We start from the raw sequence: 16,068 nt of genomic DNA on the forward strand, positions 1-16,068 counted from the left end.
CCATGGCACCCATCCTTGATATCAACAAACTCTATAAGAATTACGGTGCGACCGAGATTCTGAAGGACATCAACATCTCGATCGAGCCGGGCGATTTCCTGGTGCTGGTTGGCCCCTCGGGCTGCGGCAAGTCCACCCTGCTGAACTGCATTGCGGGGTTGGAGGAGATCACTGGCGGCACCCTGTCCATTGGTGGCAATGACATGACCCATGTCAGCCCCAAGGACCGCGACATCGCGATGGTGTTCCAGTCCTACGCTTTGTATCCGACCATGACCGTGGCCAAGAACATCACCTTTGGCATGAAAGTGCGCGGGGTCGATCAGGCAACGCAGGATGCCAAGCTGAAAGAGGTCGCACAGCTGTTGCAGATCGAACCACTGCTGAACCGCCGCCCAAGCCAGTTGTCAGGTGGACAGCGTCAGCGTGTGGCCATGGGTCGGGCGCTGGTGCGCGATCCCAAGCTGTTCTTGTTCGACGAACCGCTATCCAACCTCGACGCCAAGCTGCGGGTCGAGATGCGCACCGAGATCAAGAAACTGCACCAGACGCTGGATGCGTCGATCGTTTATGTCACCCACGACCAGATTGAGGCGATGACGCTGGCGACCAAGATCGTTGTGTTGAAAGGTGGGGTGGTGCAGCAGATCGGCACCCCGGCCGAGATCTACAACAACCCGGCCAATCTGTTTGTGGCGGATTTCATGGGCTCACCCGCGATGAACCTGATCCCGGCACAGGCGCGCAAGAATGGTTCGGGCACCCAGATCGCCATCGCGCGTGAGGGTGGCGACCTGCTGTTGACGGATTCGCGTGATCTGGCCCTTCCGCAGGATGTGATCCTGGGTCTGCGTCCCGAGGACATCGCTGAGGCCGGGTTCCGCGCAGGCGACGGGGTGCAAGAGGCTGAATGTCTTGTCGATATGGTCGAACCTGCAGGGGCCGACACCTATGTGGTCTCGGAGCTGGGCGGCAAGCAGGTCACGGCGCGTCTGCACGCGGAAACCAGCGCGCAGGCGGGGAAACCTCTGAACCTCGCCTTCGACATGAGCAAAGTGTCGTATTTCGCCAAAGAAACCGGCGAGCGCTTGAACTAAGGGTGTTCAAGCGCCAACAAAAAAAGCGCCGCGCGATGGGGGTCGCGCGGCGCTTTTGTCATGTGAACCCGATCAGCTCAGCTTGTTCTGCTTCATGTCCTTGATCAGACGGTTCAGATCGCCTCCGCGCGCGTCCAGCAGCGCGCCAACTTCGGTGCGCTCGGTCAGCAGCATGTTCACCCCTTCGATGAACATGTTGAAAAACCGGTCACGGCCCGATTTGTCCGACACCAGGAACGTCACCTCGAACGGGGACGAGCCCTGAAGTTTAACCGAGGTGCGCACCTCATACCCTGCTTTGATCTTGCGGGCGTTGCGCACGGTGACCTGACCGCCGATGAATTCACGGAATCGGCGGCCATATTTGTTCGAGATATAGCCCTGAAAGGCGTCGGTGAATTGTCGCAGCTGCGCCGGGCTGGCAGATCTGCCATCGGCCCCCAACACGTAACGTGCCATAATTGGTACGTCGGCATATTGCGCAAAAATCTTCTCGAAATCGCGGATCATCGACTTTTCGGACTTGCCCGAGGCGATCACGCGGTTGATATCGTCCACCACACTGACCACCAGCGCCTTGGCGCTGGCTTCGGTCTGGGCGTAGGCGGGCAGGGCGGCCATCAAAACACCGGCCAGGCCAGTGGCGACAAATCCGCGTCGATTTAGATGGTTATTCAGCATAGGGGTCCTCGTAGGGGTCTAGGTAGGGGTCCCTGACAGGGTCGGTTCCGATGTCTGCGTAGGGGTCGTCATATAGGCCCAGATAGGCGTCTTCATCGTCTCGCGCCAGTTCAAACCGGCGGTTTTGCAGGTAGATGGTCTGTGACTGCGCATAACTGTCGGCGCTTTCATACAGGATCGAGTCGACCGTATCCGAGAACCGACCCCGATCCCCGGCGCGCCGCACAACCTCGGCATAGACGCCGATATTGTCGATCGGGCGCACAGGCGAAAAGTTGATCGGGTTCGAGAAAAGATTGACCACAACACCAATTGCGTCGCGCTGGGTCGATGGGCCGTATAGTGGCAGTTCCACATAAGCGCCTTCTCCGACACCCCAGACATGCAGTGTCTCGCCAAAGTCGGTGTCAACCGGCGGCAGGTTCAACTCGTCCGCAGGTTTGGATAAGCCTGCCCCGCCAACGGTAGTATTGATTGCAAAGCGTAGCAGGGCATTGCCTGACTGTTTCAGATTTCCCTGCAACAGATAGTCCAGCGCCTGCCCCGGCATGGTCAGGTTTTCCGCGAAATTGCTGAAACTGGTCACAACCGGATCGGGGAAGATCTTCACATAGCCTTTCGAGGCGGGACGGAACAGAAACCGGTCAACGCCCAGATTGAACTTATGGATACCCCGATTGTTTCTTTCGTAAGGGTCAAACACCTCACCCGGAGGGGTGCCTTCCGGCGGGCGTGTAGCGCAGGCGCCGAGAGTAGCCACTAGGGACAGGAGGATAAGGGGCCTCAAGCGGATTTTGCTTAGCACGGTCTTTGCCACTCCAACACGTCAGGAACGAATGCGCCTGAACGTTCAATCAATACTGCCTTTGGCCGTTTCTAACGGCGCAATTCAATGTCACATAGGTGTTTCACAAATCTATTGAAACAGCCAGCGTGTAACCCGGTTAAGAGGTCAAGGTAAAGTGACACGAGTTCAACACTAAAGAATAAGAGAAGTCATGCTTACAGCACCATTGACGCTTAATTCGGCGGTTTGGTGCTTTTCGAACCGGTCTTTCCCGGTTAGCGTCCGACCGACTCGAATTAAGGTGAGGACCATCACATGAGCATTGCAGCAAAACTGGACAGCATGGGCGTTACACTGCCCGACGCGCCGGCACCGGCGGCCAACTATGTGCCTTTCGTGCGCGTTGGTAACATCGTCTATGTTTCGGGGCAGATTTCGAACGATGGTTCGATGATCATCGGCAAGCTGGGCGATGACATGGAGGTCGAGGCTGGTGCAGCAGCCGCCAAAGTGTGTGCGATCAACCTGCTGGCGCAAGTCAAAGCGGCATGTGGCGGTGATATCGACAAGCTGGTGCGGGTGATCAAACTGACAGGGTTCGTGAACTCGACCCCTGATTTCACAGCACAGCCACAGGTCATCAACGGCGCGTCGGACTTTCTGGTCGAAGCGCTGGGTGAGGCTGGTCGCCATTCGCGCTCGGCTGTCAGTGCTGCGGCGCTGCCTTTGGGCGTGGCTGTTGAGATCGAAGGTATTTTCGAGGTCGCATGACACCCGCCTTGCCTGACGTGTTCCTGCAGGCTCCGATCGCGCATCGGGCATTGCACGACCTCTCGGACAACCGCCCGGAAAACAGCCGGGCGGCCATTCGCGCGGCTGTCGAGGCCGGATATGGTATCGAGATTGACCTGCAACGCACCAGCGACAACCGGGCGATGGTGTTTCACGACTATGACATGACCCGTCTGACGGGCCGTTCTGGCCTGATTCAGCAAATCTCGGCGGCCGAGGCGCAGACGACGCAGCTTTTGCATGCCGCAGACGGTATCCCGACGCTGGACGAGGTGCTTGAGATCGTGGCCGGGCAAGTGCCTCTGCTGATCGAATTGAAAGATCAGGATGGCGCGATGGGCACTGATGTTGGCCCTCTGGAGCAAGACACCGTGCGTGCTTTGCAGGGCTATGACGGGGCCGTGGCGCTGATGTCATTCAACCCTAATTCCGTCGCCGAACTGGCACGAATTGCCCCCCATCTGCCGCGCGGCATCACAACCTGTTCGTATCAGCCCAAGGTCGAACATCTGCCGCAAGCAGTCTGCGACCATTTGCGTAGCATTCCCGATTTCGAACGGGTCAGCGCCAGTTTCATAAGTCATGAGGCTGCAGACCTGGCGCGTCCCCGTGTGGCCGAGTTGAAGGCGCAGGGTGTGCCGATCCTGTGTTGGACCATCCGCTCGCCCGAACAAGAGGCAGAGGCCCGCAAGGTTGCCGATAATGTGACCTTCGAGGGGTATTTGGCCGCCCACCCGGGTTGAACCCCACCCCATCCGTCACAGATAAAGACAAGACGCGGAGGGCACATGGATCAGGCGCAAATCGAGGTTCGGGTACTGGGGTCGCTTTCGCAAATCCCTGCTGCAGAGTGGGACAGTTGTGCCTGTCCCGAGGCTGCGGATGGCGGTCGCCCACTTGATCCGTTTACCACGCATCGGTTTTTGTTGGCGCTGGAGAACAGCGGCTCGGTCGGGCGCGGGTCAGGCTGGCAACCGCAATATCTGACCGCGTATCTGGATGGAATGCTGATCGGCGCGGCCCCGTTGTATGCCAAGTCGCATTCGCAGGGTGAGTACATCTTTGACCACAACTGGGCGCACGCTTATGAGAATGCGGGCGGGCGCTATTACCCCAAGCTTCAAATTGCGGTGCCCTTCACACCCGCCACGGGGCGACGGTTTCTGGTGCGGCCGGGGTATGAGGGCGTTGGCCTGTCGGCCCTCGTACAAGGTGCGGTGCAACTGGCGGCGGATAATCAGGTCTCATCCATCCACGCGACCTTTTGCACCGAGGCCGAGGCCGAAGCGGGTGAAGAAATGGGCCTGATGGTGCGTCATTCGCAACAGTTTCACTGGCTCAATCATGACTATGCGGATTTCGACGGGTTTCTGGCGGCGCTCTCGTCGCGCAAACGTAAGAATATCCGTAAGGAACGTGCGCAGGCCTGTGGATTTGGCGGCCAGATTCGCACCTACACGGGCGATGACCTACGGCCAGAGCACTGGGATGCGTTCTGGCGGTTTTATCAGGACACTGGGTCACGTAAGTGGGGGGTCCCCTATCTGACCCGTCAGTTCTTTGACATCGCTCATGAAACCATGGCCGACGACATGGCGTTGGTGCTAGCTGAACGGGATGGATATCCAATTGCAGGTGCGTTGAATTTCATCGGGCGCGAGACGCTTTATGGCCGCTATTGGGGCTGCATCGAACATCACGCCTGCCTGCATTTCGAACTGTGTTACTATCGGGCAATCGATATCGCCATTGCGCAAGGCTTGTCACGGGTCGAGGCGGGCGCGCAGGGGGAACACAAGCTGGCCCGCGGTTATCTGCCAACGCGCACGCACAGTCTTCACTGGGTCAACGACCCTGGTTTTTCCGACGCGATCCGAAAATATCTGGACGCCGAGGCCCGCGCAGTGGGAGAAGAGATCGAGATTCTGACGGATTACGGCCCGTTCAGAAAAGCGAACCCGGAGGAACAGCAATGACCGAACTTTTGTCAACGGAAACGCGCGGCCCCCTTCTGGACCCTCTGTTTCAAAATGGCTGGACAATGGTGGAAGGCCGGGACGCAATCACCAAGACTTTCATCTTCCAGGATTTTGTCCACGCCTTTGGCTGGATGACCCAAGTGGCCATCTTTGCCGAGAAATGGAACCATCACCCCGAATGGTTCAATGTCTACCGTACGGTCGAGGTGACCTTGTCTACCCATGATGTGGGTGGATTGTCGGCGCTGGACGCAAAGCTGGCCCGAAAGATGGACAGTCTGGTCTAACCCCGGTCGCTTGCCGAGCCGACGCCACCCGCTAGCGAGGCAGCCACACCCATTTGCCGGAATTCATCAGGCGTTACAGTGCCACTGCTCACGTCGATATTTTTCGGGATGCGAGTTTCTCGAAGGCCATTCGATCGCACCGACCGCGCCGCCGGGTTAATGTCTAGACACCGCGTGTCATAACAGGTCAGCCCGCTGGTGTTTATTTGTATCCGCTGCTGACCATCCGGTCCGGTTACAATCGGCGCTTGCGGCACGTCACACGCTGCAAGCAAAGCCAGAACACCCAGAGAAATCCATTTTTTCATAGCGCGCTCCTGTCGGGTTGGGGCGGTCCTAGTCCAACTGACCATTCCTGTTTTTGTCGGCAGATGAGAAATCCTCAGTCATCTGCGCATCATATTCTGGTCGAGAGATAACGTTATCCCGATTGCGGTCAACGCTTTGAAATTGCTTTATGTCCAGAAAGGGTTTGGCTTCCTCCAGACCCAGCGTGCCACTCTTGTCCTCATCCATCGCCTGAAATGCATAGTCTGAAAAGGCGTTGAACTCGTCTTTGGACAGAAAACCGTCATTGTTGGCGTCGATGGCTTTCAGTTCGTTCTCATGCAGCTCTGCCACGGTTTCGGCCACACTGGTGTCGGCCAACAGTGTCAGGCCAAGTGTCAAAATCCCAAGTCTCATGATGTCCTCCTCAGCACGCGAATTTCTGACCTTCGATCCCGCCGACGGCAGCCCCTGCTGCTGTCAGGATCGTTTTGCCGGACCCGCCGCCAAACTGATTGCCGATGACGCCACCCAATAGCGCGCCGCCGACCGTGCCGCTGAGGCAGGCGATCTCATGCTGGCGGGCGGCTTGTTGTTGGGGTGTGGGGGCCGGACCGCACGCGGCCAGTGCGCCTGCCGTGCCCAGACATAGGGTAATGGACTTGACCTTCATAAAAGAACTCCCTGAACAACTAGGCCGAGTATTTGCCGTTCAGAGTTATCTATCAAGTTAAATAGGGCAAAGGCCCCGACAGAACCGGGGCCAAACCGGATCAGATGACGTCCAAAAGGCCCTCACCAGCAGAGATTTCGCACGCGCCGGGGCTTTCTTCCAGGTTCAGCGCGGTGACTTTGCCATCCTCGACCAGCATCGCATAGCGTTTCGAGCGCGCGATCAGCCCGGCCGGCGGAGCGTCGAAATCCATACCGATGGCCTTGGTGAACTCGGACGCGGCATCCGCCAGCATGGTCAGGCCCGCATCGGACGCGCCTGTGGCCTCGCCCCAGGCTTTCATCACGAAGGGGTCGTTGACCGACAGGCAGATGATTTCGTCCACGCCTTTGGCATCGAACTGATCCTTGGTGCGCATGAAGCTGGGCACATGAGCCGAATGGCAGGTGGGCGTGAATGCACCGGGGACGGCAAAGATCACCACTTTGCGCCCGTTTGTCTTGTCGGAAATCCGAACCTCTTCAGGGCCTTCAGCGCCCATCTGGGTCAGTGTGGCGTCGGGCAGCGTATCACCTGTTGAAATCATTTTTGTGCTCCTGTCGTTTGGATTTGCAGAGTCGGGCTCAGCCGCAATATAGGTGGTCGCGTGGAGGAGACCACGGGAATTCGACAGGGTGAGGGGAAGATGAGCCATATTGTCGTGATCGGTGCCGGGCAGGCGGGTGCATCGCTGGTGGCGCGGCTGCGCAAAGACGGGTTTGAGGGCGACATCACCCTGATCGGGGCCGAGCCGCATCTGCCTTATCAGCGCCCGCCCTTGTCCAAGGCTTATCTGCTGGGCGAGATGGAGCTGGAGCGCCTGTTCCTGCGCCCCGAGAGCTTTTATGCCGAGAACAACATTACTCTGCGTCTGGGCCAGCGCGTGACTGCGATTGATCCGCAAGCCAAGACCGTGTCGCTGGGTGATGAGGTCATTTCCTATGACGAACTGGCCCTGACCACCGGATCCGATCCGCGCCGCCTGCCTGCTGCGATTGGTGGTGATCTGGCGGGCGTACATGTGGTGCGCGATCTTGCCCATATCGACGAGATGGAGCCGCGCGTGACCGACGGCGCCCGCGCGCTGATCGTGGGCGGTGGTTATATCGGGCTCGAGGCGGCTGCGGTCTGCGCCAAGCGCGGGGTCAAGGTGACCTTGGTCGAGATGGCCGACCGCATCCTGCAACGGGTCGCAGCGCCTGAGACCAGCGATTATTTCCGCGCGCTGCATTCCGGATACGGGGCCGATATCCGTGAAGGCGTCGGGCTGGACCGTCTGCTGGGCGAAGATGGTAAGGTGACAGGCGCAATTTTGACCGATGGCACCGAGATTGCCGTTGATTTCGTCGTGGTCGGCGTGGGCATAGCGCCCGCGACTCAGCTGGCTGAAATGGCAGGGCTGGAGCTGGACAACGGCATCAAAACCGACGCCCATGGCCGCACCTCGGATCCGTCGATCTGGGCGGCGGGCGATTGCGCGTCTTTCCCGCATGGCGAAGGGCGTATCCGTCTGGAGAGCGTACCCAACGCCATTGATCAGGCCGAGATCGTGGCCCAGAACATGCTGGGCGCGGCCAAGGATTACACCGCGACGCCGTGGTTCTGGTCGGATCAGTATGACGTCAAACTCCAAATCGCCGGTTTGAACACCGGCTATGATCGCGTCGTGACCCGGCAGGCAGAGGGCGCAACCGTGTCCTTCTGGTATTACAAAGGCGATCAACTGATTGCGGTGGACGCGATGAACGATCCGCGCGCTTATATGGTTGGCAAACGCCTGATCGACGCAGGTAAAACCGCCGATCCCGCCGTGGTGGCCGACCCGAATGCGGACCTGAAACCGCTGCTCAAAGCGTGAGGATTATCGCCGGAGAATTCCGGGGCCGGGCTTTGGCCTCGGTCGGTAAGGGGGATGCGGGGGCGCATTTGCGGCCTACGACGGACCGGGTGCGCGAAAGTCTGTTCAACGTCCTAAGTCACCAGATTGATTTTGACGGGCTGCGCGTGCTGGACCTGTTTGCAGGCACCGGCGCATTGGGGCTTGAGGCACTGTCGCGCGGTGCGGCTCATGTGACCTTCGTGGATGACGGGCGCGTGGCACAGGGGCTAATCCGCAAGAATATCGACCTGACCCGCTGTACTGACCGAACCCAGTTGATCCGCCGCGATGCAACCCGGCTGGGTGAAAACACCGGCGCGCCTTATGATCTGATCTTTCTCGATCCGCCTTACGGCAAGTCGATGGGCCAAAAGGCTATTGCCGCGTTGTCCGGCTGGATCGACGATGACGCCCTCATCGTGTGGGAGGAAAACGCCCCCATGCAGCCGCCCGAAGGGTTCACCCTGCAAGATAGCCGCAAATACGGCGATACGCATATCACGCTGATGTGGAAGGGCGATACGGATGCATGATCTGGTGATCTTTGACTGCGATGGCGTGCTGGTGGACAGTGAGCCGCTGTCCAATCAGGTGCTGGTCGAAAACCTTTCACGTTATGGGCTGGACCTGACTCTTGAAGACAGTGTGGGGTTCTTTCTTGGCGGCACCATGACCGGGGTGCGCGACAAAGCTCGTGCGCTGGGCGCGGATCTGCCACAGGATTGGGTCGATGAAGTCTATGCAGAGACTTACGCGCGTCTGCGCGGCGGAGTGGACCTGATGCCGGGTGTTGCCGATCTGCTGGCCACGCTGGACGCGCGCGGTGTTCCCTTTTGTGTTGCCTCAAATGGCAGTCCGGACAAGATGCAGATCACACTGGGCCAAAACGGACTGTGGGACAGGTTTCGGGATGTGGCCTTCTCGGCCCATGTTCTAAAGGTGGCGAAACCCGATCCAACCCTGTTTCTGACGGCGGCTGAACAGTTTGGGGCGAAAGCTCCCGTCGTGATCGAGGACAGCCCTAGCGGCGTCACCGCCGCAATGCGCGCCGATATGCGCTGTCTGGCTTATGCGCCACAGGGCGGAGGGCAAAAACTGGTCGATCTGGGGGCCGAGCTGTTTACGGATATGGCTCAAGTTCCGGTGATTTTGGGACTCTGACCGGGATGTGGTAAGCTGCGGTATGGATCGCGCACTCACCCCTCCGTTCTGGGCACCTTCGCAGGATGCCGACACCTCAACCAGCCCCGAGCGCAAGCCCTTGCGTGCCCCTGTGTTCATCCATGACGCCGTCATCCCGTGGCGGGATGAAACTTTGTTGCTGAAACTGCTCCGCGATCAGGCGCTTGATCAGGACGAATAGGTTGGGTGGAACATATCGCCCGGTGACAGGGTGAAAATCTCGACCCCATTGGCCGTTACACCCACCGAGTGTTCAAACTGCGCTGACAACGACTTGTCGCGAGTCACGGCGGTCCAGTCATCGGCCAGCGTCTTGGTCTCGGGTCGGCCCAGATTGACCATCGGTTCTATGGTGAAGAACATGCCCTCTTCCAGAACGGCACCGGTGCCGGGACGGCCGTAATGCAACACGTTGGGCGGTGCGTGGAATACACGCCCCAGACCGTGACCGCAGAAATCGCGCACGACGCTCATCCGGTGCGCCTCGACATAGGCCTGAATCGCGTGGCCGATATCACCGAAGGTATTGCCGGGCTTGACCATCTCGATGCCCTTGAACAGGGCGTCATGGGTCACTTGAATCAAACGCTCGGCTTTGCGGGGCAGCTTACCGGCCACATACATGCGTGAGGTGTCGCCAAACCAGCCATCCACAATAACCGTGACGTCGATATTCAGGATATCGCCGTCTTTCAGCCGCTTGTCGCCGGGAATGCCGTGGCAGACAACATGGTTTACGCTGATGCAGCTGGCGTGCTGATAGCCCTTGTACCCAATGGTTGCCGAGGTCGCGCCCGCGTCCTCGACCATCTGGGTGATCAACCCGTCAATCGCGCCGGTGGTCTGGCCCGGGAACACATGCGGGGCGATATCATCCAGAATCCGTGCAGCCAAGGCTCCTGCCGCATGCATGCCGGCAAAGTCACCCTGTTCATAGATGCGGATACCGTCCTTGGTCAGGCGGCCACGATGCTCTTTCATCGACGCTAGGCTCCAAATGTTTCGCGCAGCACTTTGTTTACGCTGCTTGTGCAGAAAGTTCCAGAGGGCGATGGGTCGCGGGTTTGCAGATCAATAGAAATGGTTTGATACTGCAGAAATTCAAGCATGCCTGCAGTTTAGATGCAATTGGATTGGCAGTCGGCGGGTAATTTCGCGCGATCTTGTGATCTGCGCACCCGCAGAATGACGATAGAGTCATGCCGCGCAACAAAGGACACGACGTTTGAAAAGAAACCTGATCCTTGCCCTTTGCGTCCTTGCCGGGTGCCGAGAGGAGGTGCAGATGCTGTCCGCGGATGACCTGTCCGCTTTGTTGACAACGGACCGCAAAATCGCGTTTCAGCGGTTTCATATCACCGGATCCGCCCGGATACATAGCGACGGCGGATTTCAAATCCGTGTGCCGCAGCTGGGGCAGGACACTGGTGATTGGTGGTTGGAAGGGAGTGAAATTTGCAGCCGTTGGGCCACTTTCCGACAGGGCCGCAAGCTGTGCGCGGTCGTGGGACTGGCAGAAGATGGCACTTATCGCGGGTTCAATCCGCAAACCGGTGCATATCTGGGCGAATTCCGGTTCTCTGGTTTAGTTATGTGATTTGCCAGTCTTTGCCTGCGTCGACCCAAACACCTTGGGGCGAAATCGTCGTGCCGCAGATCAGCCGCTCCACTCCTCTAGCGGCTTCAAAAGCTGCCACATAGGCGGGATCGATGTCTGCAGCCAGAGCAAACCTGCCGCAATCGGTGCGCTGCACCAGATACAGCATGATTGCCCGATGTCCTTGTGTTGCCATCTCAGCCAACTCGCCCAAATGTTTGGTGCCACGCGCCGTGACGCTATCGGGAAACTCGGCCAGACCGGGTTGGCGCGACAAGGTAACGCTTTTGACCTCGACATAGGCGTCGGGCAGGCCGGGTTGGGTCAGTAGAAAATCAACGCGGCTGTTTTGTCCGTATTTGACCTCGGGCCGTACGGTTTCATAGGCAGCCAAAGCCGGGATGTCACGAGCCTGCAGTGCGGCGCGCAAGGCTTTGTTGGGAACGGATGTATCCACCCCGGTGAAATGCCCGTTTTCATGGTCGACCAGCCGCCAGCCGTATTTCAGCTTTTTCTTCGGGTCGTCATTGGGTTCCAGCCAGATTTTCTGGCCAGGCTCCGCTAGCCCCATCATCGAGCCCGGATTGGCACAATGGGCAGTCACCTCGCGCCCGTCTTCCAGCTGGCAATCGGCGAGAAAGCGTTTGTAACGGCGGATCAGGTGGGCGGGGACAAGAGGGGTTTCAAATCGCATGTCCCACGGCCTATACCTGCCCGTAGGGTCGATCAAGAGAGGGTATGCGCCATGGCCAATCCAACCGCTGCAATGCTGGTGATCGGGGATGAAATCCTGTCGGGCCGCACACGCGATGCCAATATGCACTATCTAGCCGGTGAGCTAACCAAACAAGGCATCGACCTGAAAGAGGTGCGCATTGTCAGCGACGACGCTCCGGCGATCGAGGCGGCCATCAAAGCGTTGGCGGACGCACATGACCATGTTTTTACCAGCGGTGGAATCGGCCCGACACATGACGATATCACTGCCGATTGCATCGCACGGGCCTTTGGTGCGGCCATTGATGTGCGCGCTGACGCCCGGGCTCTGCTTGAAGCACATTATAAAAATTCCGGGTTAGAGCTGAACGCGGCTCGCTTGCGCATGGCACGCATCCCGGATGGCGCGACCCTGATCGACAACCCGGTATCGACAGCACCCGGTTTCACGATCGAGAACGTGCATGTCATGGCCGGGGTGCCTTCGGTGTTTCAGGCCATGGTGGCCAGCGTTTTGCCGGGCCTGACCGGTGGAAGCCCGCTACTGTCTCAGACGCTGCGCGTCAATCGCGGCGAAGGCGACATCGCGGGGCCTCTGGCCGTCTTGGCTGCTGATTTTCCAGATTTGGCGATTGGCAGCTATCCATTTCAGGTCAACGGTGTCTTCGGTGCCAATATTGTCGTCCGAGGCACCGATGGGCCGCAAGTCGATGCCGCAATCACCCGGCTTGCGAAAGAGCTTCAGCTTTGACGCGCTGGGCCAGTATCGTTGACGGCACATGGCCTGCCGCACGGTACGAACGGCTTGGGCCGTTTCAACTGCGCGAAGGGCAGGGCGGCGGTTCTCGTGTGTCGGCAGCCAGTGCTCTTGGACCGGCGACCGAGGCACAGATCGACTCGGCCGAGACGGCGATGCTGGCGATGGGTCAGAAGCGCATCTTTTGTTTGTGGCCCGGCGATGAGGTGCTTGATCGGCAACTCGAGAACCGAGGCTATGAGGTTCTGGACCCCGTTAATATCTATTCCTGCCCGGTTGGTCATTTGACGGATATCCCGATTCCACGTGTGACAGCCTTTGCCATCTGGGATCCGCTGGCCATCATGAATGAGATCTGGGCCAAAGGCGGGATCGGACCTGCGCGATTGGCCGTGATGGCTCGTGCTACGGGGCCGAAAACGGGTCTGCTAATGCGGCGTTCGGATCAACCCGCAGGTACGGGTTTTGTCGCCATGCATGACGCTATTGCCATGGCCCATGCGTTGGAGATCCTGCCCGATCATCGTCGCCACGGGCTGGGAAAATGGGCGATGCGTGCAGCTGCGTTCTGGGCGCAGGAACAAGGCGCGCAAACCCTAAGCGTAATCTGCACCAAGGCAAATGCTGGGGCCAATGGTCTCTATCAGGCACTTGGAATGGAGATCGTCGGAGAATACCATTACCGTCAGTGTATCTAAGGAGAACAGCCTGACGTGACCGACCATCCTCTGCCGACTGCGCTGAATTTACCGATGGCTGATCCTCTGCCACCCGAAACGCAGAGGTATTTCGATATCTGCGTCGAAAAGCTGGGATTTGTGCCTAACGTGTTGCGGGCCTATGCCTTTGATGTCGACAAGCTGAACACCTTTACCGCCATGTATAACGATCTGATGTTGGCCGATAGCGGGTTGTCCAAGCTTGAACGTGAGATGATTGCAGTGGTCGTTTCGGCAATCAACAAGTGCTTTTACTGCCTTGTGGCGCATGGGGCTGCGGTGCGGCAGATGTCGGGCAACCCCCAACTGGGTGAGATGCTGGTGATGAACTACCGGGTCGCGCCTCTGGACGCGCGGCAACGGGCGATGCTGGACTTTGCGGTCAAAATGACAACCGCCAGCGCCGAGATCGAGGAGCCCGACCGCCAGCTTTTGCGCGACGTGGGATTCAGCGATCGCGATATCTGGGATATCGCCAACGTCACAGGCTTTTTCAACATGTCAAACCGGGTCGCCAGCGCAACAGCGATGGCTCCGAATGACGCGTATCACGCGCAGGCCCGATGATCCGCCGCGCGGTCCTGATATCCATGTTGCTGGCGGGGTCGGCGGTGGCGCAGGAAGTTGCTTTGCCGTCGGGGTCGCGTCTGGTGAGCGATCGCACCAGTGCACTGAACAGTTATAACATGCCCATCGGTCGCTTTGAATCGGGCAAAGTCCCAGATCGCGTGATTGAAGGCCGGGTTGAGCGGTTGACTTGGCGATTGCAATCCGGGTCCAGTACGACGCTGCAGATACTGGCGCCCCTGCGTCAGCAAGTCGTGGATCAGGGTTTTGACATAGCATTCGAATGCGAGGCGATTACCTGCGGTGGCTTCGATTTCCGTTTTGGCACCGAGGTCGTACCCACGCCCGACATGTATGTGGCCATTCAGGACTATCGCTTTCTGTCCGCCACACGCGGCGAAGAGGCCCTGAGTCTGCTGGTCAGCCGTACCCCCCCCGATGGCTATGTGCAGATGATCCGCGTGACGCCTGTGGATGCACCCGAACCGCCTGCGCTGGTTGTCGAAGAAACGGTAAATCAGGCCGGTGGTCTGCTGTCTGAGCTGGAGCAGAACGGTCATGTCATTTTGGACGACCTGCATTTCAGAACCGGAGAGATTACGCTGGGCGAAGGTCCGTTTCCGTCGCTGGGGTTGATTGCCGCCTATATGTCCGAAAATCCTGATGTTCGGCTGGCGCTTGTCGGGAACACCGACGATACAGGCACGCTCGAGGCGAATATCTCGGTCAGCACGGGGCGGGCGCAGGCTGTCCGGGTCCGATTGATCGAGGGTCATGGCGTTGCGGGAAGTCGTCTTGAAGCCCGCGGGATTGGGTATCTGGCACCGATGACAACGAACGCGACGCCAGAAGGCCGTGATCAGAATCGAAGAGTTGAGGCAGTCCTGCTGGTGAATTGAAAAAAAGGCCCGCACTTTCGTACGGGCCGTTCAGTCTTCACCGGGGAGAAATTACCAATCCATTGGTCCTCTGTCCTTGAAGGACTCGACCAGGAAATCAATGAATGCACGTACTTTGGGTTGCGTAAAGCGACCAGGCGGATAGACCGCAAAGACACCCTGAACCTCGTCTGGCAAAGATGGCATCGCGTCCAGAACTTTTCCGGATTTCAACGCACTGGCATAAAGGTAGCTGGGCAAATGCGCGATCCCAAGGCCCGAGATCGCCGCGTTCAGCAGAGACTGCCCATCATTCACGCTCAACCAGCCGGCGGTCCGAACCTGACGCTTTTCGCCCGACGGGGCGGTCAGCTTCCAGACATTGCCCGAAGACTGGCTGGAATAGTGCAGCAGCTTATGTTCGTTCAGGTCATCAATCTTCTGCGGCAAGCCGTATTTTTCCATATAGCTTGGCGCAGCAACCATTCGTTTCACGGTTTCTGTTAGTTTGCGTGCGCGCAAGGTGCTGTCTTCCAGCTCTCCGATACGCACCGCGACGTCGAAACCCTCCGAGATCAGTTCAACGTAGCGGTTGTTGAGGACCATGTTGACGGTGATATCGGGATAAGCTGACAAAAACTCGGACAGAACCGGTGACAGGTGATTGACGCCGAAATCGGTCGCCACACTGATCCTGAGCAGGCCGGACGGAGCGGACTGCATTGACGTAACCAACGCATCGGCTTCGCCTGCGTCATTGAGCACCCGACGGGCACGGTCGTAATACGCAAGGCCAATCTCGGTCGGTGAAACACGGCGCGTTGTGCGGTTTAAAAGGCGTGCGCCCAAGCGCGCCTCCAAGCTCGAGACGTGCTTTGACACGGCCGATTTGGAGATGCCCATTTTTTTCGCCGCATCAGTGAAGCCACCCTGGTCCACCACGTTGGCAAAGGCTTCCATTTCGGTCAGTCTGTCCATTCTCGTTCCCCAGGTCTTTTCGTTTCAACCAGTTTGGCCAGCAATCTGGGCGGAAACAGGGCATATTCGGGATAATAAAAGGGATTTAAAACGGATCGTTCGAATATAGGAAACGTGGAAACGGTGGTTTCTTAATTCGCCACAAACCCAATAAACGCTGGGTTTTATGGGGATCAAGGCAAATATGCTAAG

General features: G+C 58.4%; 23 protein-coding genes. 14 read left to right on the forward strand and 9 right to left on the reverse strand.

What is annotated here, in order from left to right:
- The first annotated feature begins 2 nt into the window (after positions 1 to 2).
- Positions 3 to 1,097, forward strand: a complete 1,095-nt coding sequence (locus AC2FF7_RS13255; protein ID WP_480869112.1) for an ABC transporter ATP-binding protein — start codon at positions 3 to 5, stop codon at positions 1,095 to 1,097.
- Positions 1,098 to 1,169: 72 nt separating this feature from the next.
- Here the strand turns inward: AC2FF7_RS13255 and AC2FF7_RS13260 are convergent, their stop codons facing one another.
- Both AC2FF7_RS13260 and AC2FF7_RS13265 read right to left on the reverse strand, forming a co-directional pair.
- A complete protein-coding gene (locus AC2FF7_RS13260; RefSeq protein ID WP_170355932.1) occupies positions 1,170 to 1,778 on the reverse strand; it encodes an MlaC/ttg2D family ABC transporter substrate-binding protein in 609 nt (202 codons plus the stop codon).
- Positions 1,768 to 2,565: an MlaA family lipoprotein gene (locus AC2FF7_RS13265; RefSeq protein WP_480869113.1), complete on the reverse strand. Its 798-nt coding sequence runs from the start codon at positions 2,563 to 2,565 to the stop codon at positions 1,768 to 1,770. The genes AC2FF7_RS13260 and AC2FF7_RS13265 overlap by 11 nt, the downstream gene beginning before the upstream one ends.
- Positions 2,566 to 2,880: 315 nt before the next feature.
- On the opposite strand from AC2FF7_RS13265, the gene AC2FF7_RS13270 reads away from it, so the two are divergent.
- The 4 genes from AC2FF7_RS13270 to AC2FF7_RS13285 are packed head-to-tail and all read left to right on the forward strand — an operon-like array spanning position 2,881 to position 5,623.
- Positions 2,881 to 3,336 (forward strand): RidA family protein, encoded by a 456-nt coding sequence (locus AC2FF7_RS13270; protein ID WP_170355934.1) that lies wholly within the window; start codon positions 2,881 to 2,883, stop codon positions 3,334 to 3,336.
- Positions 3,333 to 4,100 carry a glycerophosphodiester phosphodiesterase family protein gene (locus tag AC2FF7_RS13275; protein WP_496905773.1) on the forward strand — a complete coding sequence of 256 codons (768 nt, stop codon included), beginning with the start codon at positions 3,333 to 3,335 and terminating at the stop codon, positions 4,098 to 4,100. Before AC2FF7_RS13270 ends, AC2FF7_RS13275 begins: the two co-directional genes overlap by 4 nt.
- Positions 4,101 to 4,145: 45 nt before the next feature.
- Positions 4,146 to 5,333, forward strand: a complete 1,188-nt coding sequence (locus AC2FF7_RS13280; protein WP_496905774.1) for a GNAT family N-acetyltransferase — start codon at positions 4,146 to 4,148, stop codon at positions 5,331 to 5,333.
- Complete coding sequence (locus AC2FF7_RS13285) at positions 5,330 to 5,623, forward strand: 4a-hydroxytetrahydrobiopterin dehydratase (RefSeq protein WP_170355939.1); 294 nt, start codon at positions 5,330 to 5,332, stop codon at positions 5,621 to 5,623. Before AC2FF7_RS13280 ends, AC2FF7_RS13285 begins: the two co-directional genes overlap by 4 nt.
- On the opposite strand, the gene AC2FF7_RS13290 is transcribed toward AC2FF7_RS13285, so the two are convergent.
- The 4 genes from AC2FF7_RS13290 to AC2FF7_RS13305 form a co-directional block, all read right to left on the reverse strand.
- Entirely contained in the window at positions 5,620 to 5,931 is a 312-nt protein-coding gene (locus tag AC2FF7_RS13290) for a hypothetical protein (RefSeq protein WP_480869116.1), read from the reverse strand. The genes AC2FF7_RS13285 and AC2FF7_RS13290 overlap by 4 nt on opposite strands.
- Before the next feature lie 28 nt (positions 5,932 to 5,959).
- A complete protein-coding gene (locus AC2FF7_RS13295; RefSeq protein ID WP_480869117.1) occupies positions 5,960 to 6,307 on the reverse strand; it encodes an EF-hand domain-containing protein in 348 nt (115 codons plus the stop codon).
- A 10-nt stretch (positions 6,308 to 6,317) separates the two neighbouring features.
- Positions 6,318 to 6,563: a glycine zipper 2TM domain-containing protein gene (locus tag AC2FF7_RS13300; RefSeq protein ID WP_480869118.1), complete on the reverse strand. Its 246-nt coding sequence runs from the start codon at positions 6,561 to 6,563 to the stop codon at positions 6,318 to 6,320.
- A 100-nt stretch (positions 6,564 to 6,663) separates the two neighbouring features.
- The gene (locus AC2FF7_RS13305; protein WP_480869119.1) at positions 6,664 to 7,149 is read right to left on the reverse strand and encodes a peroxiredoxin; all 486 of its coding nucleotides are present in this window, start codon (positions 7,147 to 7,149) and stop codon (positions 6,664 to 6,666) included.
- A gap of 99 nt (positions 7,150 to 7,248) precedes the next feature.
- Here AC2FF7_RS13305 and AC2FF7_RS13310 point away from each other — a divergent pair, with 99 nt between their 5' ends.
- From AC2FF7_RS13310 to AC2FF7_RS13325, 4 genes are read left to right on the forward strand one after another with little or no spacing between them, the layout of a single operon-like run.
- Entirely contained in the window at positions 7,249 to 8,460 is a 1,212-nt protein-coding gene (locus tag AC2FF7_RS13310; protein WP_496905775.1) for an NAD(P)/FAD-dependent oxidoreductase, read from the forward strand.
- Positions 8,457 to 9,014, forward strand: a complete 558-nt coding sequence (gene rsmD / locus AC2FF7_RS13315; protein WP_496905776.1) for a 16S rRNA (guanine(966)-N(2))-methyltransferase RsmD — start codon at positions 8,457 to 8,459, stop codon at positions 9,012 to 9,014. The genes AC2FF7_RS13310 and rsmD overlap by 4 nt, the downstream gene beginning before the upstream one ends.
- Positions 9,007 to 9,642 carry an HAD family hydrolase gene (locus AC2FF7_RS13320; protein WP_496850762.1) on the forward strand — a complete coding sequence of 212 codons (636 nt, stop codon included), beginning with the start codon at positions 9,007 to 9,009 and terminating at the stop codon, positions 9,640 to 9,642. The genes rsmD and AC2FF7_RS13320 overlap by 8 nt, the downstream gene beginning before the upstream one ends.
- Positions 9,643 to 9,664: 22 nt before the next feature.
- Positions 9,665 to 9,844 (forward strand): hypothetical protein, encoded by a 180-nt coding sequence (locus AC2FF7_RS13325; protein WP_170755222.1) that lies wholly within the window; start codon positions 9,665 to 9,667, stop codon positions 9,842 to 9,844.
- On the opposite strand, the gene map is transcribed toward AC2FF7_RS13325, so the two are convergent.
- Positions 9,832 to 10,644, reverse strand: coding sequence for a type I methionyl aminopeptidase (map, locus tag AC2FF7_RS13330; protein WP_170755223.1), 813 nt, complete (start codon positions 10,642 to 10,644; stop codon positions 9,832 to 9,834). The two genes, AC2FF7_RS13325 and map, sit on opposite strands and share 13 nt — an antisense overlap.
- 304 nt (positions 10,645 to 10,948) lie before the next feature.
- Between map and AC2FF7_RS13335 the strand changes: the two genes are divergently transcribed.
- Positions 10,949 to 11,260: a hypothetical protein gene (locus tag AC2FF7_RS13335; protein WP_496905777.1), complete on the forward strand. Its 312-nt coding sequence runs from the start codon at positions 10,949 to 10,951 to the stop codon at positions 11,258 to 11,260.
- Here the strand turns inward: AC2FF7_RS13335 and sfsA are convergent.
- Positions 11,253 to 11,954 carry a DNA/RNA nuclease SfsA gene (gene sfsA / locus AC2FF7_RS13340; RefSeq protein ID WP_480869124.1) on the reverse strand — a complete coding sequence of 234 codons (702 nt, stop codon included), beginning with the start codon at positions 11,952 to 11,954 and terminating at the stop codon, positions 11,253 to 11,255. The genes AC2FF7_RS13335 and sfsA overlap by 8 nt on opposite strands.
- Positions 11,955 to 12,005: 51 nt before the next feature.
- On the opposite strand from sfsA, the gene AC2FF7_RS13345 reads away from it, so the two are divergent.
- From AC2FF7_RS13345 to AC2FF7_RS13360, 4 genes are read left to right on the forward strand one after another with little or no spacing between them, the layout of a single operon-like run.
- Positions 12,006 to 12,728, forward strand: coding sequence for a competence/damage-inducible protein A (locus AC2FF7_RS13345; RefSeq protein ID WP_170755225.1), 723 nt, complete (start codon positions 12,006 to 12,008; stop codon positions 12,726 to 12,728).
- Positions 12,725 to 13,432, forward strand: a complete 708-nt coding sequence (locus AC2FF7_RS13350; protein ID WP_480869126.1) for a GNAT family N-acetyltransferase — start codon at positions 12,725 to 12,727, stop codon at positions 13,430 to 13,432. The genes AC2FF7_RS13345 and AC2FF7_RS13350 overlap by 4 nt, the downstream gene beginning before the upstream one ends.
- 15 nt (positions 13,433 to 13,447) lie before the next feature.
- Positions 13,448 to 14,020 carry a peroxidase-related enzyme gene (locus AC2FF7_RS13355; RefSeq protein WP_353392798.1) on the forward strand — a complete coding sequence of 191 codons (573 nt, stop codon included), beginning with the start codon at positions 13,448 to 13,450 and terminating at the stop codon, positions 14,018 to 14,020.
- Positions 14,017 to 14,919 (forward strand): OmpA family protein, encoded by a 903-nt coding sequence (locus tag AC2FF7_RS13360; protein ID WP_496905778.1) that lies wholly within the window; start codon positions 14,017 to 14,019, stop codon positions 14,917 to 14,919. Before AC2FF7_RS13355 ends, AC2FF7_RS13360 begins: the two co-directional genes overlap by 4 nt.
- A 51-nt stretch (positions 14,920 to 14,970) precedes the next feature.
- Here AC2FF7_RS13360 and AC2FF7_RS13365 read toward each other — a convergent pair whose 3' ends face one another.
- On the reverse strand, positions 14,971 to 15,876 hold the full coding sequence (locus tag AC2FF7_RS13365; RefSeq protein ID WP_170355969.1) for a LysR family transcriptional regulator: 906 nt from the start codon (positions 15,874 to 15,876) through the stop codon (positions 14,971 to 14,973).
- Positions 15,877 to 16,068: the final 192 nt, after the last annotated feature.

The organism is Ruegeria sp. YTSC325, from assembly GCF_059609525.1.

Bases quoted from the DNA above. Each gene is read 5' to 3' on its own strand.
- AC2FF7_RS13255 (WP_480869112.1), top strand. From the start codon at position 3: ATGGCACCCATCCTTGATATCAACAAACTCTATAAGAATTACGGTGCG.
- AC2FF7_RS13260 (WP_170355932.1), bottom strand. From the start codon at position 1,778: ATGCTGAATAACCATCTAAATCGACGCGGATTTGTCGCCACTGGCCTG.
- AC2FF7_RS13270 (WP_170355934.1), top strand. From the start codon at position 2,881: ATGAGCATTGCAGCAAAACTGGACAGCATGGGCGTTACACTGCCCGAC.
- AC2FF7_RS13275 (WP_496905773.1), top strand. From the start codon at position 3,333: ATGACACCCGCCTTGCCTGACGTGTTCCTGCAGGCTCCGATCGCGCAT.
- AC2FF7_RS13280 (WP_496905774.1), top strand. From the start codon at position 4,146: ATGGATCAGGCGCAAATCGAGGTTCGGGTACTGGGGTCGCTTTCGCAA.
- AC2FF7_RS13285 (WP_170355939.1), top strand. From the start codon at position 5,330: ATGACCGAACTTTTGTCAACGGAAACGCGCGGCCCCCTTCTGGACCCT.
- AC2FF7_RS13290 (WP_480869116.1), bottom strand. From the start codon at position 5,931: ATGAAAAAATGGATTTCTCTGGGTGTTCTGGCTTTGCTTGCAGCGTGT.
- AC2FF7_RS13295 (WP_480869117.1), bottom strand. From the start codon at position 6,307: ATGAGACTTGGGATTTTGACACTTGGCCTGACACTGTTGGCCGACACC.
- AC2FF7_RS13300 (WP_480869118.1), bottom strand. From the start codon at position 6,563: ATGAAGGTCAAGTCCATTACCCTATGTCTGGGCACGGCAGGCGCACTG.
- AC2FF7_RS13305 (WP_480869119.1), bottom strand. From the start codon at position 7,149: ATGATTTCAACAGGTGATACGCTGCCCGACGCCACACTGACCCAGATG.
- AC2FF7_RS13310 (WP_496905775.1), top strand. From the start codon at position 7,249: ATGAGCCATATTGTCGTGATCGGTGCCGGGCAGGCGGGTGCATCGCTG.
- AC2FF7_RS13320 (WP_496850762.1), top strand. From the start codon at position 9,007: ATGCATGATCTGGTGATCTTTGACTGCGATGGCGTGCTGGTGGACAGT.
- AC2FF7_RS13325 (WP_170755222.1), top strand. From the start codon at position 9,665: ATGGATCGCGCACTCACCCCTCCGTTCTGGGCACCTTCGCAGGATGCC.
- map (WP_170755223.1), bottom strand. From the start codon at position 10,644: ATGAAAGAGCATCGTGGCCGCCTGACCAAGGACGGTATCCGCATCTAT.
- AC2FF7_RS13335 (WP_496905777.1), top strand. From the start codon at position 10,949: ATGCTGTCCGCGGATGACCTGTCCGCTTTGTTGACAACGGACCGCAAA.
- sfsA (WP_480869124.1), bottom strand. From the start codon at position 11,954: ATGCGATTTGAAACCCCTCTTGTCCCCGCCCACCTGATCCGCCGTTAC.
- AC2FF7_RS13345 (WP_170755225.1), top strand. From the start codon at position 12,006: ATGGCCAATCCAACCGCTGCAATGCTGGTGATCGGGGATGAAATCCTG.
- AC2FF7_RS13360 (WP_496905778.1), top strand. From the start codon at position 14,017: ATGATCCGCCGCGCGGTCCTGATATCCATGTTGCTGGCGGGGTCGGCG.
- AC2FF7_RS13365 (WP_170355969.1), bottom strand. From the start codon at position 15,876: ATGGACAGACTGACCGAAATGGAAGCCTTTGCCAACGTGGTGGACCAG.